Origin of the sequence: Mycolicibacter heraklionensis (assembly GCF_019645815.1) — a bacterium.
Classification (GTDB): domain Bacteria; phylum Actinomycetota; class Actinomycetes; order Mycobacteriales; family Mycobacteriaceae; genus Mycobacterium; species Mycobacterium heraklionense.
This window is the reverse complement of record NZ_CP080997.1, coordinates 4,465,281-4,478,774: the sequence shown is the minus strand read 5'-3', so window position 1 is coordinate 4,478,774 and position 13,494 is coordinate 4,465,281. Positions and strand designations below refer to the sequence as shown.

General features: G+C 70.0%; 15 protein-coding genes. 9 read left to right on the top strand and 6 right to left on the bottom strand.

Translation table 11 applies throughout. The features are described from left to right. The first annotated feature begins 4 nt into the window (after window positions 1-4). The gene (locus K3U94_RS21175; protein WP_267878330.1) at window positions 5-766 is read left to right on the top strand and encodes an alpha/beta fold hydrolase; all 762 of its coding nucleotides are present in this window, start codon (window positions 5-7) and stop codon (window positions 764-766) included. Here the strand turns inward: K3U94_RS21175 and K3U94_RS21170 are convergent. After that, window positions 733-1,671 carry an iron-sulfur binding domain-containing protein gene (locus tag K3U94_RS21170; RefSeq protein WP_275564533.1) on the bottom strand — a complete coding sequence of 313 codons (939 nt, stop codon included), beginning with the start codon at window positions 1,669-1,671 and terminating at the stop codon, window positions 733-735. The genes K3U94_RS21175 and K3U94_RS21170 overlap by 34 nt on opposite strands. On the opposite strand from K3U94_RS21170, the gene K3U94_RS21165 reads away from it, so the two are divergent. Then, window positions 1,670-2,299: a carbonic anhydrase gene (locus tag K3U94_RS21165; protein WP_220694919.1), complete on the top strand. Its 630-nt coding sequence runs from the start codon at window positions 1,670-1,672 to the stop codon at window positions 2,297-2,299. The genes K3U94_RS21170 and K3U94_RS21165 overlap by 2 nt on opposite strands. Before the next feature lie 79 nt (window positions 2,300-2,378). Then, entirely contained in the window at window positions 2,379-3,140 is a 762-nt protein-coding gene (locus K3U94_RS21160) for a hypothetical protein (protein ID WP_220694918.1), read from the top strand. Between the two features lie 16 nt (window positions 3,141-3,156). Here K3U94_RS21160 and radA read toward each other — a convergent pair whose 3' ends face one another. After that, window positions 3,157-4,563, bottom strand: a complete 1,407-nt coding sequence (gene radA, locus K3U94_RS21155) for a DNA repair protein RadA (RefSeq protein WP_220694917.1) — start codon at window positions 4,561-4,563, stop codon at window positions 3,157-3,159. Between the two features lie 51 nt (window positions 4,564-4,614). Further along, window positions 4,615-5,163: a copper chaperone PCu(A)C domain-containing protein gene (locus K3U94_RS21150; RefSeq protein ID WP_230987267.1), complete on the bottom strand. Its 549-nt coding sequence runs from the start codon at window positions 5,161-5,163 to the stop codon at window positions 4,615-4,617. A gap of 260 nt (window positions 5,164-5,423) precedes the next feature. On the opposite strand from K3U94_RS21150, the gene carD reads away from it, so the two are divergent. The 3 genes from carD to ispF are packed head-to-tail and all read left to right on the top strand — an operon-like array spanning window position 5,424 to window position 7,066. After that, window positions 5,424-5,912 carry an RNA polymerase-binding transcription factor CarD gene (gene carD / locus K3U94_RS21145; RefSeq protein ID WP_013830798.1) on the top strand — a complete coding sequence of 163 codons (489 nt, stop codon included), beginning with the start codon at window positions 5,424-5,426 and terminating at the stop codon, window positions 5,910-5,912. Window positions 5,913-5,927: 15 nt separating this feature from the next. Continuing rightward, window positions 5,928-6,593 (top strand): 2-C-methyl-D-erythritol 4-phosphate cytidylyltransferase, encoded by a 666-nt coding sequence (gene ispD, locus K3U94_RS21140; protein ID WP_220694916.1) that lies wholly within the window; start codon window positions 5,928-5,930, stop codon window positions 6,591-6,593. Further along, the gene (gene ispF, locus K3U94_RS21135) at window positions 6,590-7,066 is read left to right on the top strand and encodes a 2-C-methyl-D-erythritol 2,4-cyclodiphosphate synthase (RefSeq protein WP_220694915.1); all 477 of its coding nucleotides are present in this window, start codon (window positions 6,590-6,592) and stop codon (window positions 7,064-7,066) included. Before ispD ends, ispF begins: the two co-directional genes overlap by 4 nt. Before the next feature lie 13 nt (window positions 7,067-7,079). On the opposite strand, the gene K3U94_RS21130 is transcribed toward ispF, so the two are convergent. Beyond that, window positions 7,080-7,964: a hypothetical protein gene (locus tag K3U94_RS21130; protein ID WP_220694914.1), complete on the bottom strand. Its 885-nt coding sequence runs from the start codon at window positions 7,962-7,964 to the stop codon at window positions 7,080-7,082. A 126-nt stretch (window positions 7,965-8,090) separates the two neighbouring features. On the opposite strand from K3U94_RS21130, the gene cysS reads away from it, so the two are divergent. From cysS to K3U94_RS21115, 3 genes are read left to right on the top strand one after another with little or no spacing between them, the layout of a single operon-like run. Further along, a complete protein-coding gene (gene cysS / locus K3U94_RS21125) occupies window positions 8,091-9,500 on the top strand; it encodes a cysteine--tRNA ligase (RefSeq protein ID WP_047320679.1) in 1,410 nt (469 codons plus the stop codon). Beyond that, on the top strand, window positions 9,501-10,442 hold the full coding sequence (gene rlmB, locus K3U94_RS21120) for a 23S rRNA (guanosine(2251)-2'-O)-methyltransferase RlmB (protein ID WP_047320680.1): 942 nt from the start codon (window positions 9,501-9,503) through the stop codon (window positions 10,440-10,442). It abuts the gene before it with no gap. Beyond that, window positions 10,439-11,335: a glycerophosphodiester phosphodiesterase family protein gene (locus K3U94_RS21115; RefSeq protein ID WP_434084883.1), complete on the top strand. Its 897-nt coding sequence runs from the start codon at window positions 10,439-10,441 to the stop codon at window positions 11,333-11,335. Before rlmB ends, K3U94_RS21115 begins: the two co-directional genes overlap by 4 nt. Here K3U94_RS21115 and K3U94_RS21110 read toward each other — a convergent pair. Further along, window positions 11,332-12,576, bottom strand: coding sequence for an SLC13 family permease (locus K3U94_RS21110; protein WP_220696893.1), 1,245 nt, complete (start codon window positions 12,574-12,576; stop codon window positions 11,332-11,334). The genes K3U94_RS21115 and K3U94_RS21110 overlap by 4 nt on opposite strands. Then, complete coding sequence (locus K3U94_RS21105; RefSeq protein ID WP_220694913.1) at window positions 12,573-13,493, bottom strand: MBL fold metallo-hydrolase; 921 nt, start codon at window positions 13,491-13,493, stop codon at window positions 12,573-12,575. The genes K3U94_RS21110 and K3U94_RS21105 overlap by 4 nt, the downstream gene beginning before the upstream one ends. Window position 13,494 lies beyond the last annotated feature (1 nt).

The window sequence follows — 13,494 nt, the reverse complement described above, 5'->3', positions numbered from 1 at the left end:
CCGGGTGGGGATCGCGTCGACCGAGCTGCTGACCTACCGCGGCGGGCATGGGGCGCCACTGGTGCTGGTTCACGGACTGATGGGCCGTGGCACCACCTGGCCGCGCCAACTGCCATGGCTGACCAGGCTGGGTGCGGTCTACACCTACGACGCCCCCTGGCACCGTGGCCGTGAGGTCGCCGACCCCCACCCGATCTCCACCGAACGCTTCGTCGCCGACCTGGCCACCGCCGTGGAGCAGTTGCCGGGCCCGGTGCGGCTGATCGGGCACTCGATGGGCGGCTTGCACTCGTGGTGCCTGGCGGCCCGTCACCCCGAGCTGATCTCCGCGCTGGTGGTCGAAGACATGGCGCCGGACTTCACCGCTTTCACCACTGGGGCGTGGGAGCCGTGGGCGCATGCCCTTCCCGTCGAGTTCCCCAGTGCCGAACAGGTGATCGCCGAATTCGGCGAGATCGCCGGGCGGTATTTCCTGGAAGCCTTCGACCGCACCGAGACCGGCTGGCGACTGCACGGCCGCCCCGAGTGGTGGTTGCAGATCGCCGCCGAGTGGGGCACCCGCGACTACTGGGAGCAGTGGCGCGCGGTGCGTGTGCCGGTGCTGCTCATCGAGGCCGGCAACTCGGTGACCCCGCCGGGGCAGATGCGCGAAATGCACCGCATCGCAGTCGACAGCAGCTATCTGCACGTCCCCGATGCGGGGCACCTGGTGCACGACGAGGCGCCGCAGATCTACCGCGAGGCTGTCGAGTCGTTCCTGTCCTGACCGGGCAGCGCGAAGCGGCCGTCGGCGAGCTGTTCCACCAAGCCGTCACCCAGCAGCGAGGTCAGGGCGCGTTCGCGTTGCACCGCGTCCACCGGCCAGGCCAGGTCAAGGTCGGCACGTGTCACCGCAACGGCGTTGTCCCGCAACACATCCAGTAGTCGTCCGCGGACCTGACGGTCGGTGCCGGCATAGCGTTGGACGGGACGCTTGGGCCCGGTGCCCGGCGGCGAACCGGCAAGCCGCCAGCTGCAGCTGTGGCGCAGCGGGCAGCCGTCGCAGCGCGGCGACCGCGCGGTGCACACGATCGCGCCCAGCTCCATCAGCGCCGCGGAGAACCGGGCGGCCCGGTCGGCCTCGGGCAGGAGGGACTCGACGTCGGCGTGGTCGCGCTTGGCCGACGGGGCACCGGCGTCGGCCTGTCCGTGCACCGCCCGGGCCACCACCCGGCGCACGTTGGTGTCCACCACCGGAACCGGTCGGCGGTAGGCGAAGCTGGCCACCGCTCTGGCGGTGTAGCTGCCGATCCCGGGCAGCTGCTGCAGGACATCGACGTCGTCGGGCACCACGTCGCCGAAGTCCTGGGCGATCACAGTCGCGCATTCGTGGAGCCGTTTGGCGCGGCGGGGATAGCCGAGCTTCCCCCATGCCCGCAGTACGTCGGCCTGGCTTGCGGCCGCCGTCGCCGACGGCGTCGGCCAGCGCGCCACCCAATCCGGCCAGATCGGCAGCACCCGGGCGACCGGAGTCTGCTGCAGCATGAACTCGCTCACCAGGATCTGCCACGGCGTGACATCGCCCGCCCGCCAGGGCAGATCGCGCTCGGCCACGGCGAACCAGCTGAGCAGATCGTCGGCTTCGACGCTCACCGAGCGCCCGGACCTGATCCCGTGCACAATGTCGGGCATGCCCAATTCAAACCCGATATCAGCGTGGAAAGCACTCAAGGAGGGTAACGAGCGCTTCGTCGCCGGCGAGCCCAGCCATCCCAGCCAGGATGTCGCGCGCCGCGCCGCGCTGGCCGCCGGTCAGAAGCCGACCGCGGTGGTGTTCGGCTGCGGGGACAGTCGGGTGGCCGCCGAGCTGATCTTCGACCAGGGTCTGGGCGACATGTTCGTGGTCCGCACCGCCGGTCACGTCATCGACTCGGCGGTGCTGGGCTCGATCGAGTTCGCGGTGGAGGTGCTCAACGTTCCGTTGATCGTGGTGCTCGGCCACGACAGCTGCGGGGCGATCGCGGCGACTCTGGCTGCGTTGGACGGCGGGGCGGTGCCCGGCGGTTATCTGCGGGACATCGTCGAACGGGTGACGCCGTCGATTCTGCTCGGCCGTCGCGACGGGCTCAGTGCCGTCGACGAGTTCGAGGCCCGGCACGTCACCGAGACGGTGGCGCAGCTGGCGAGCCGCTCCAAAGCGATCGCAGATCGTATCGAGGCCGGTTCGCTGGCGGTTGTCGGCGCCACGTACCACCTGGCCGACGGCCGGGTATCGGCGCGCAACCACTTGGGCGACATCGGAGATTACGGCGTCGAATAGTCGTCGAAGGTCACAACGCGGCTACGACACGCCGCGAAGGGTCGGACAACTCGCGGTGAGGTCGTCCTACCGTGAGAACGTGCTCGATTTGGAACCGCAGGGTCCGCTGCCTTCGCAGATCTATTGGCGACGACGTGGCCTCGCGCTGGGCATTGTGCTCATCGTGATTGCAGTCGTGTCGGCCATCATCTTCGGCATCGTCCATGGCAGCGCCGGTGCCGACAATGCCGACGGGAAGAAGGCCGCCGCCGCGCAGCACGCCAAGCCGCAGAACTCCTCGCCCGAAGAGGTCAAGACCCCCGTGGTGGCTCCCGCCGAGCAGGCCCCACCGCAAGCACCGACCCCGACCGCCGCGGTGACCCCGCCCCCGGTGCTCAAGGAGGGCGACGACTGCCCCGACTCGACGCTGGCGGTCAAGGGATTGACCGGCCCGCAGTACACGGTGGGTGAACAGCCCCAATTCACCATGGTTGTCACCAACATCGGGCTGGTCGCCTGCAAGCGGGACGTGGGTGCCGCGGTGCTGGCCGCCTACGTCTACTCGCTGGACAACCAGCGGTTGTGGTCGAACCTGGACTGCGCGCCGTCCAACGAGACCCTGGTGAAGACCTTCGACCCCGGCGAGCAGGTGACCACCACGGTGACCTGGACCGGAATGGGTTCGGCGCCGCAGTGCCCACTGCCGCGGCAGCCGATCGGACCCGGCACCTACAACCTCGTCGTCCAACTCGGCAATCTGCGATCCGCGACGGTGCCGTTCATGCTTACTGAGCCGTCGCCGGACATGCCGCCGCCGGGCCAGGACGTGCCCCCGCCGGACGCTCCGCCGCCGGGCAACTGATCCCCCCGGGTTGGCGCTAGCTTCGATCCAGTAGCTGCGGCGGGGCCAGATGGCCGCCGCGCCGGTCAGCGATCTCGACCAGGTGGTGCAGCGCGGCAACGATGTTGGCGGCCGGCACGGTACGCAGGCCGCCGACGGTGGCCGGGGCGCCCGGGGGAGTGAGCGCGGTGGTGAATCCGAGCCGGGCCGCCTCGGCGAGCCGGCGGTCCATCCCGCTGATCGGCCGCAGGTCACCGGCCAGGCCGACTTCGCCCACCACCACGGTGGTCGCCGGCAGCGGCAGATCCGAATACGCCGAGGCCAGCGCGATGGCGACGGCCAGGTCCGTGGACGGGTCAGTCAACCGCATACCGCCGACCGTGGACAGGTAGATGTCGCCGGCCGCGATCGGCAGCTCGGCGTGCTTGTCGAGCACCGCGGTGATCATGGCGGCCCGGGCGTGGTCGATACCGCTGACCGCACGCCGCGGCGAGCCGCCCGCCGGTTTGGCCAGCAGCGCCTGGACTTCGCCGATCAGCGGGCGCTTGCCATCCAGGGCGACGGTGATCGCGGTGCCCGGCACCGGCTCGCTGCGCTGCTCCAGGAAGAGACCGGACGGGTCGGCGATCCCCTCGATGCCGTCGTCGCGGAGCAGGAAGCAGCCCACCTCGTCGGTGGCGCCGAACCGATTCTTGACCGCCCGCACCATCCGCAGCACCGAGTTGCGGTCGCCCTCGAAGTGCAGCACCACATCGACGAGGTGCTCCAGGGAACGCGGGCCGGCGATCGCGCCGTCCTTTGTCACGTGTCCGACCAGGACCAACGCCACATCGGCACTCTTGGCGGCCGCGGTCAGGGCGGCCGTGACGGCCCGCACCTGGGTGACCCCGCCGGCCACACCGTCGGTGTCGGCGGCCGCGACGGTCTGCACCGAATCGACTACCACCAGGGTGGGCCGCACCGCCTCGATGTGGCCCAATACGGTCTGCAGGTCCGATTCGGAGGCCAGGTAGATCTCGTCGTGGCTGCAACCGGTGCGCTCGGCGCGCAGCCGGATCTGCCCCGCGGACTCCTCTCCGGACACGTACAGCGCCCGGCGCCCGGCCAGCGCCCAGCGGTGGGCGACCTCGAGCAGCAGCGTGGATTTGCCGACGCCGGGATCGCCGGCCAGCAGCGTGACCGAGCCGGGGACCACACCGCCGCCCAACACCCGGTCGAGTTCGGTGACACCGGTCGGCGCCGGTCGTGCGCGACCCGCCTCGATGGAGCTGATCGGCACCGCGGGCCGTGCCGGTGTCGCCGGCCGCAGCCCGCCCGCCGGTGCGGCTGCTTCGCCTACCGGGTCGATACCGCCCCAGCTACCGCACTCCGGGCAGCGGCCCAACCACTTCGCGGTGGTGTTCCCGCATTCCGAACAGCGAAAGAGCGAACGTGCCTTGGCCACTCGGCGACCGTATCGGCTAGGTCCGACAGTGTCGGCGGTGACGCGCTCGCGTCAGTGGTGTGAAACCGGGCCGGCCGAGATCGGCACGTCCACGCGCACGTCGCCGGCCTTCTTGAAGGTGAAGGTGAAGTCGTAGGTGAGCCCGTTGCGGATCGCCTTGTCCAGGGTCACCGTCGCCGAGGCGGTGTTGGCGTTGGCGACCTCGGGCAGCGCCTTGGCGGCGGGAGCGGTCGGCAGGTCGGGACCGGCCGGGGCGCTGAAGACCAGGACGCCGCCGACGGGCACGGTCTTGCTGCCGGTCGGTGACACCTTGCCGATCGAGGTCTTGATGTCGGTCAGCTCGTCGTCGGAGTCGGTCGACTGATTGCTGACCGCGAACACCAGGTCGACGGTCTCGCCGGGCTCCAACGCGTCGCCGGTCTGCGTCGCCTGGATGCGCACGTCGCGCAGGGCCAGGTTGCCGACGGTGGCCGAGGCGCCATTGACCGCGGATGCCTGGTCAGCGGTCTGAGAGATCTGTCCGGTACCGCAGCCGGCCAGCGCCGCCGCAGCAACCAGCGCGATCGCAGCCTTGTTGAAGGCCCTGCTGAACGAGTTCACGTATGGTCTCCTGCTCGGCCGTCGCGACTTGTGACTATGCACTGTAGTAGCAACCATCTCATGGCGGTAGCGCAGGGTTGCGGGTCGTCCGCGACCCCCGTCGACCAGCCCTGATCAGGCTCCGATCAGGATTGACCCAGCACGCTTCTGTCGTGCTGTCAACCCCCCTTCTGGGGCTGCGGTGCCCCTGACCTGCACCGTTGGTGGTCGCGTGTTGTGGCGGCGTGTTAGCATGGGGTAGCGAAAGGGGCTCAAATCAGATGATCTTTAAGGTCGGAGACACCGTCGTATATCCACACCACGGTGCAGCGTTGATCGAGGCGATTGAAACCCGGACCATCAAAGGCGAGCAAAAGGACTATCTGGTCCTCAAGGTGGCGCAGGGCGACCTCACCGTTCGAGTTCCCGCTGAAAATGCCGAATATGTCGGTGTGCGTGACGTTGTCGGCCAAGAAGGCCTGGACAAGGTCTTCCAGGTGTTGCGTGCCCCGCACACCGAGGAACCGACCAACTGGTCGCGTCGCTACAAGGCCAACCTGGAGAAGCTCGCCTCCGGCGACGTGCACAAGGTAGCCGAGGTTGTTCGTGACCTGTGGCGGCGTGACCAGGAGCGCGGCCTGTCCGCCGGCGAGAAGCGGATGCTGGCCAAGGCGCGTCAGATCCTGGTCGGTGAGCTGGCCCTGGCCGAGAACACCGATGACGCCAAGGCGGAGACCATCCTCGACGAGGTGCTGGCCGCGGCGTCCTGAGCTGCCGGGAAATAGGTGGCAACCACAGTAGCCGTGGTGCCGGCCGCCGGTTCGGGTGTGCGGCTCGGTGCCGGCGTACCGAAAGCATTCTTTCTGCTGGGCGGCGTGACGCTGGTCGAGCGCGCCGTGGCGGGGCTGCGGGAATCCGGGGTGGTCGACCAGGTTGTGGTCGCGGTGCCACCCGATCGCACCGATGAGGCCAAGCTGATCCTGGGCGGGACGGCCACCGTGGTGGCCGGGGGTGCGCATCGTGTCGACTCGGTGCGGCTGGCGCTGGAGAGTGCCGGGGATCCCGAATTCGTGCTGGTCCATGACGCGGCGCGACCCCTGACCCCACCGTCGCTGGTGGCCCGGGTGGTCGAGGCCTTGCATGCCGGGTACCGCGCCGTCGTTCCGGCGCTCCCGGTCGCCGACACCATCAAGGCGGTCGACGCGAACGGCACGGTCCTGGGCACGCCCGAGCGGGCCGGCCTGCGGGCCGTGCAGACACCGCAGGGCTTCGCCGCCGACCTGCTGTTGCGGGCCTACCAGCAGGCCGGAGCGGGCACGCAGTTCACCGACGACGCCTCGATGGTTGAACACGTCGGCGGCCAGGTCCAGACCGTCGAAGGCGATCCGCTGGCCTTCAAGATCACCACCGCGCTGGATGCGGTGCTGGCCGAGGCCGTGGTCAACCGGTGAGCGCGCTGCCGCGGGTCGGCTTGGGCACCGACGTGCATCCGATCGAGCCGGGACGGCCCTGCTGGCTGTTGGGGTTGCTGTTTCCCGACGCCGACGGCTGCGCGGGGCACTCCGACGGCGATGTGGCCGCACACGCCCTGTGTGACGCGCTGCTGTCGGCGGCAGGGTTGGGGGACCTGGGGACGGTGTTCGGCGTCGACGAGCCCCGCTGGGCACGAGTAACCGGTGCTGTGATGCTCGGCCACGTGCGCGAACTGCTCGCCGAGAGCGGGTTCGTGATCGGGAACGCCGCGGTGCAGGTCATAGGCAACCGGCCGAAGGTGGGGCCCCGCCGTGCCGAAGCGCAGCAGCTGCTGTCGGAATTGCTGGGCGCACCGGTTTCGGTGTCGGCAACCACCACCGACGGCCTGGGACTCACCGGTCGAGGCGAGGGACTGGCCGCGGTGGCTACCGCGTTGGTGGTGCCTGCTTAGTTCGGCAGTCCGGTCAGCAGACGCCGAAGATAGCGCCGAGGACGCCACAAGTGATTTCGGTGGCCGCCGCCGTGCCGATGTCGGCACCTACGCCAGCGGTGTCCGCAGCAAGGGCTGCGGCAAGGTCGGCAGCGCCTGCACCCGCGTTGGCAGCAGCATCAGCTCCCGCGGCGGCTGCGGCATCGGCGGCGGCTGCGGCAGCTGCCGATGCGGCGTCCGCTCCTGCGCCGGTTGCGGCGTCCGCTCCAACGCCGGCAAGGTCAGCCCCGGCGCCACTCAAGAGGTCCGCGCCCCCCGCAAAAAGGTCAGGGGAGAGGTCGAGGCTCGGGGTCAGGTCCGCACCCAGATTGAAGGGCAGCGATGCCGCGGCCGAGCCGACTTCCGGGGCTCCCAAGTTCAAAGCGTCGGTAGCCGCGGCCGAACCGGCGGCGGCGGCGTCGTTCGAGGAGTTGGCTACGGTGGAGGCCGCTGAGCTGGTAAAGAGGCTCATCGCCGGCGTGGCCAGCATCGGCGCGTACATCGCCAACATCGGGGCCATCATCGCCATCTGCATGCCGATCTGGGGACCCATCGCAGCCATACTGGCGGTGCTGGCGCCGGCGCCGGCGGTGGTGGCGGTCTGACCCATCTGGTCGGCCTGCTGCTCCGCCTGCTGCCGCTGCTGCTCGGCCTGGGCGTCCTGCACCATCTCCTGCTGGCCCGGCGCGATCGCCTGCTCGGCGGGCGTGATCTCCTGCTCGGCCGGTGCTGCCTGCTGGACCGGCGCAGACACCAGTTCGGCGGGCTGAGGCTGCTGCTGCTGGTTGTTGTTCGGCTCATCGGCGTATGCCGTCGCGCTACCTGCGAATGCGACCGCAGCCAAGAGTGCACCCGAGACTGCCACCAGACGTTTACTCACTGCCGCAATATATGCCACGTCACACCACCTGTCCACCGATGCGGCAGTTGGTAGCCGTTCCTGGCAATCCCCTGGTAGCGGCGCGCGTGGCGGTCGAAGACCCGGCGCCCGGTAAGCTGGCCCGTCGTGACCGATCGCCCCAGCCTGCGGCTGCACGACACGGCAACCGGCGCCGTGCGTGAATTTATCCCGCTGCGGCCCGGTCATGTGTCTATTTATCTATGCGGTGCCACCGTGCAGGCGCCGCCGCATATCGGCCATGTCCGCAGCGGCGTGGCGTTCGACGTATTGCGCCGGTGGCTCACCGCCCGTGGCTACGACGTCGCCTTCGTGCGCAACGTGACCGACATCGACGACAAGATCCTCACCAAGGCCGCCGCGGCGGGCCGGCCCTGGTGGGAGTGGGCCGCCACCTACGAACGTGAGTTCACCGCCGCCTATGACGCGCTGGGGGTGCTGCCGCCGTCGGCCGAACCGCGCGCCACCGGACACATCACCCAGATGGTCGAGCTGATCCAGCGCCTGATCGACTCCGGACACGCCTACACCGGCGGCGGCGACGTGTACTTCGACGTGCTCAGCTACCCCGACTACGGCCAGCTGTCCGGTCATCGGATCGACGACGTGCACCAGGGCGAGGGGGTCGCCACCGGCAAGCGCGATCCGCGCGACTTCACGCTGTGGAAAGGCGCCAAGCCCGGTGAGCCCAGCTGGCCCACGCCGTGGGGACCGGGCCGTCCGGGCTGGCACCTGGAGTGTTCGGCGATGGCCCGGACCTACCTCGGCGCCGAATTCGACATCCACTGCGGTGGGATGGATCTGGTCTTCCCGCACCATGAGAACGAGATCGCCCAGAGTCGCGCCGCCGGGGACGGATTCGCGAACTATTGGCTGCACAACGGCTGGGTCACCCTGGGCGGCGAGAAGATGAGCAAGTCGCTGGGCAATGTGCTGTCGATGTCGGCGGTGCTGCAGCGGGTTCGGCCCGCCGAACTGCGGTACTACCTGGGCAGCGCGCACTACCGGTCGATGCTCGAGTTCTCCGAGACCGCGCTGCGCGACGCCGTCAACGCCTACGTCGGCATCGAGGACTTCTTGCACCGGGTGCGCAGCCGGGTGGGTGCGGTGAATCTGGGCACCTGGACACCGCGGTTCGCCGCCGCGCTCGACGACGACCTGTCGGTGCCGATCGCCCTGGCCGAGGTGCACCGGACACGCGCGGAGGGCAACCGGGCGCTGGACTCCGGCGACCACGAGGGCGCGCTGGCCGCGGCTGGTGCGATCCGGGCGATGATGGACGTGCTGGGCTGCGACCCGCTCAACGAGCGCTGGGAGTCGCGCGATGAGACCTCCGCGGCGCTGGCTGCGGTCGACGTCCTGGTTCGCGCCGAGCTGGAACGCCGGGAAACCGCTCGCGCGGAACGGGATTGGCAACTGGCCGACGAGATCCGCTGCCGACTCAAGGACGCCGGCATCGAGGTCACCGACACCGGGGATGGTCCGCAATGGTCACTGCTGGTGGAGGGGTCTGAGTAGATGGCCGGAAATTCCAAGCGCAAGGGTGCGGTGCGCAAGCCCGGCACCAAGAAGGGCCCGACGGTCGGCTCCGGCGGCCAGCGGCGACGCGGGCTCGAAGGCCGCGGCGCCACGCCGCCGGCCCACAAGCGCGAATACCACCCGGCGGCCAAAGCGGCCAAACGCGCGGCCAAACAGCGCGCCTACCGGACCGCCAAGCGCACCGACGAGAACGAGACCGTGCTGGGCCGCAACCCGGTCCTGGAGTGCCTGCGTGCCGGAATCCCGGCCACCGCGCTGTATGTGGCGCTGGGGGCCGAGGCCGATGAGCGCCTGACCGAATCGGTCACCCGGGCAGCCGATTCCGGATTGCCGATCCTGGAGGTTCCGCGGTCCGACCTGGACAAGATGACCACCAATGGTCTGCACCAGGGCATCGCGCTGCAGGTTCCGCCGTACGCCTATGCCCACCCCGACGATCTGCTGGCCGCCGCCCGGCAGGATGCCGCGCCTGCGCTGCTGGTCGCGCTGGACAACATCTCCGATCCACGCAACCTGGGAGCCATCGTGCGCTCGGTGGCGGCGTTCGGCGGACACGGCGTGGTGATCCCGCAGCGTCGCTCGGCGTCGGTGACCGCGGTGGCGTGGCGCACCAGTGCCGGTGCGGCAGCGCGCATTCCGGTGGCACGGGCGGCAAACCTGAACCAAACCCTGAAAGCGTGGGCGGACCGCGGCCTGCAGATCGTCGGGCTGGACGCCGGCGGCGACACCATGGTCGACGACCTCGACGGCGCCGGCCCGATGGTGCTGGTCGTCGGTTCCGAGGGCAAGGGGCTGTCCCGACTGGTCCGGCAGAACTGCGACGCCATCGTGTCGATTCCGATGTCCGGACCCACCGAGTCGCTCAACGCATCGGTGGCCGCCGGGGTGGTACTGGCCGAGATCGCCCGCCAGCGACGGTGATTCGCCGCGCTTTCCTCGCGGCGGCGCTGGTCGCCGCGGTGGTGAGTCCGTCGTCAACGGCCGCCGCGCAACCGCCGACGTTCGATCTGCAGGCGCATCGCGGCGGCCGGGGCGAGACCACCGAGGAGTCGCTGCGGGCCTTCGCCAAGTCGCTCGAGCTGGGGGTCAGCACGCTGGAGTTGGACATCGTGTTGACTCGCGATGCCCAGCCGCTGGTGTGGCACGACCCGGTGATCGAACCGGCGAAGTGCGCCGACACCGGCCCGGCCTTCGTCGGCGACCCCGACTACCCGTACGTGGGCAAGCGGGTAGCCGATCTCACCCTCGCCCAGATCCACACCCTGGACTGCGGACAGCTACTGCCGGAGTTCCCTGACGCGGAAGTGTTGCGGCACAACGTGATCGCGACTTTGCCGGAGGTCTTCGCGCTCGCCGGCCACACGGGCATCCGCTACAACATCGAGACCAAGGTCGACGCGCACAACCCGCAGCAGATCGTCGACGTGACCCTGGCTGCGGTGCGCGCCGCCGGCAAGCTGGACGCCGTCGACATCCAGAGCTTCGACTGGCGCACCCTGGCGTTGGTGCGCGCCGCCGAACCGGCCATTCCGCTGGTCGCGCTCTGGGAGGAGGGGCCCGACCCGATCTCCGGCGCGGTGGCGGCCGGCGCCGACGTCGTGTCGCCGGACTACTCGGTGGTGGATCGAGCATTCGTGCAACGCGCACATGCGGCTGGGCTGCGGGTGATCCCGTGGACGGTCAACGACGCCGACGCCATGCGCCGGCAGATCGCCGCAGGAGTCGACGGAATCATCACCGACTATCCGGCGCGGGCGCGTGCCGTCATGGCCGAGCTCGGTATGCCGTTGCCGCCCGCCTACCGGGTCGGTTAGACACCGAGCAGCCGAGCACCGGCCCACAGGGCCAGCACTGCCACTCCCAGCGTGGCCGGAACCGTGCACAGCCCCAGGCGGGTGTATTCGCCGACTCCGGCCGCAACGCCATAGCGGCGCAACACCCGGCGCCACAGCAGGTTCGACAGCGAGCCGGTGTAGCTGAGGTTGGGGCCGATGTTGACCCCGATCAACACCGCCAGCACCGCGAGTGGGCCGCTCGGTGCCACCAAGGGCACCAGCACCAGCGTCGCCGGCAGATTGTTGACCACGTTGGCCAGCACTGCGGCCACCGCCGCGATGCCCAGCAGCGCCGGCAGACCCGATCCCGCCGGCAGCACCGTGGTCATCTGTGCGCCCAGCCCGTTGTCGACGACGGCGCGCACCACCACGCCGAGGGCCAGCACGAACACCAGGAAGCCGGGGTTGGCGGCCCGCAGAATGCCGGCCGGGGTGCTGCGCCGCTGTGCCAGCCCTCGGGCGGCCAACACGGCCGCACCCGCGACGGCCGCCCACGCCGCCGGTACGCCGAATGTCTCGGCGACCACGAAACCGGCGAGCGTCAGCCCCAGCACCACCAGCACGAACACCGGAACCGGGGGCGGCGGGCCGGCGTGCTGATGCACCGGTGAGGCCCGCAGATCGGCCCGGAAAAACCAGCGGAAGATCAGGTAGACGACCGCGGTGGTGGCCAGCCACGGCGCCGTCATCAGCGCGGTGAACCTCACGAACGACAAGCCGGCTTGGTTGAACGCCAGCAGATTGGTCAGGTTCGACACCGGCAGCAGCAGCGACGCCGTGTTGGCCAGGTGCGCGGTCGCGTAAGCGTGTTGGCGCATCGGGGCGTGGCGGCGGCGGGCCATCATCAGCACCACTGGCGTCAGCAGCACCACCGTCGCGTCCAGGCTCAGCACCGCGGTCAGACCCGCGGCGATCACGAAGACGCGGCGCAGCAGATGGTGCGGCGGGCCGACGTCGGCACGTGCCATCGCCGCGCCGGCCGCCTCGAACAGGCCCTCGTCGTCACAGAGCTGCGCCAGCACCAGCACCGCGCCCAGGAACGCGACGACGTGCAGCAGCGTGGCCGCTTCGGCGACTGCGTCGTGCATCGAGATCGCGCCGGTGGCAACCAGGATGACCGCGGCCGGCACTGCCGCGAACATCTCCGGCCAGCCCCGCGGGCGGGCCACCGCGAACCCCAGCACCACGGCAAGCAGCAGCAGTGCGAGAGCCAGGTTCAGGCCCACGGATCCTCACGACGCCACACCGTGGGCAGGTGTAGCCCGACCCCGTCGGCCTCGGCGAGCTCGCTGAGAACCCGCATCGTGACGTCGAGGTCGTCGCCGGCGTAGGGCAAGGCGCGCAACGGTTTCGACAGCGGCCAGAAGAAGTCGTCCCAGTGGATCGCCACCACCGTCTTGGCTCCGACCGCGCGCACCGTTTCCGACCAGTAGTCCACCAGGTATTGCCGGGGCTGCAAGCCGAGCTGGCCCACGCCCAGGTACGCGACCTCGGCGCGGTGCCCGGCCAGTGCCCCGGGGATGAACCCGGCGCTGCCGACGATCAACAGGCGTCGGCCGGACGGGCGGTGGGCCACCAGCACCGACCATGCCTCACCGCACCGGTACGCCGCGGTCGGCACCGGTGGTATGACCGGTTCGGTGATCAGTCCGGGAAACCGATCCGGTGGGCAATGATGCGACTCGACCAGGGTGACGTCGTAGGAGCCCAACGTGATCGGTTCGGCCGGGGCGGCGACGACGAGTCGATCCTCGGACAGACCGTGCCCGCGTCCGACATTGGCGGTCGACTCGCCGCCCACCAAGACCGCCCCGGTGCGCTCGGCGACCACCGCCGAGTCCATCACATGGTCGAAGTGGGTGTGCACCGCGATGATCCCCGCCAGCTCCTGCACCCCGGCGCGGGACAGGCAGCCGTCGATGCGGGCCGGTGACGGTGACAGCTTGCCGAACGCCGCCCGCAGCAGGCCGGGCCGGGAGAAGAAGCCGTCGGTCATCAGCGCCGACGACCCGTCGTCAACCAGCAGTGTGGAGACCCCGAGCCAGGTCATCGACAGCGGCGCGCCCGGCGCCGCGGAGGGTACGTCGAACCGGTCGGTGTACCGGCCGATGTCGGGGCGGCCGAGCTTGAGACGCATC

Excerpts from the sequence above, each read along its gene's own strand:
- K3U94_RS21105 (WP_220694913.1), bottom strand. The coding sequence starts at position 13,493 with ATGCGTCTCAAGCTCGGCCGCCCCGACATCGGCCGGTACACCGACCGG.
- carD (WP_013830798.1), top strand. The coding sequence starts at position 5,424 with ATGATCTTTAAGGTCGGAGACACCGTCGTATATCCACACCACGGTGCA.
- K3U94_RS21165 (WP_220694919.1), top strand. The coding sequence starts at position 1,670 with ATGCCCAATTCAAACCCGATATCAGCGTGGAAAGCACTCAAGGAGGGT.
- rlmB (WP_047320680.1), top strand. The coding sequence starts at position 9,501 with ATGGCCGGAAATTCCAAGCGCAAGGGTGCGGTGCGCAAGCCCGGCACC.
- K3U94_RS21170 (WP_275564533.1), bottom strand. The coding sequence starts at position 1,671 with ATGCCCGACATTGTGCACGGGATCAGGTCCGGGCGCTCGGTGAGCGTC.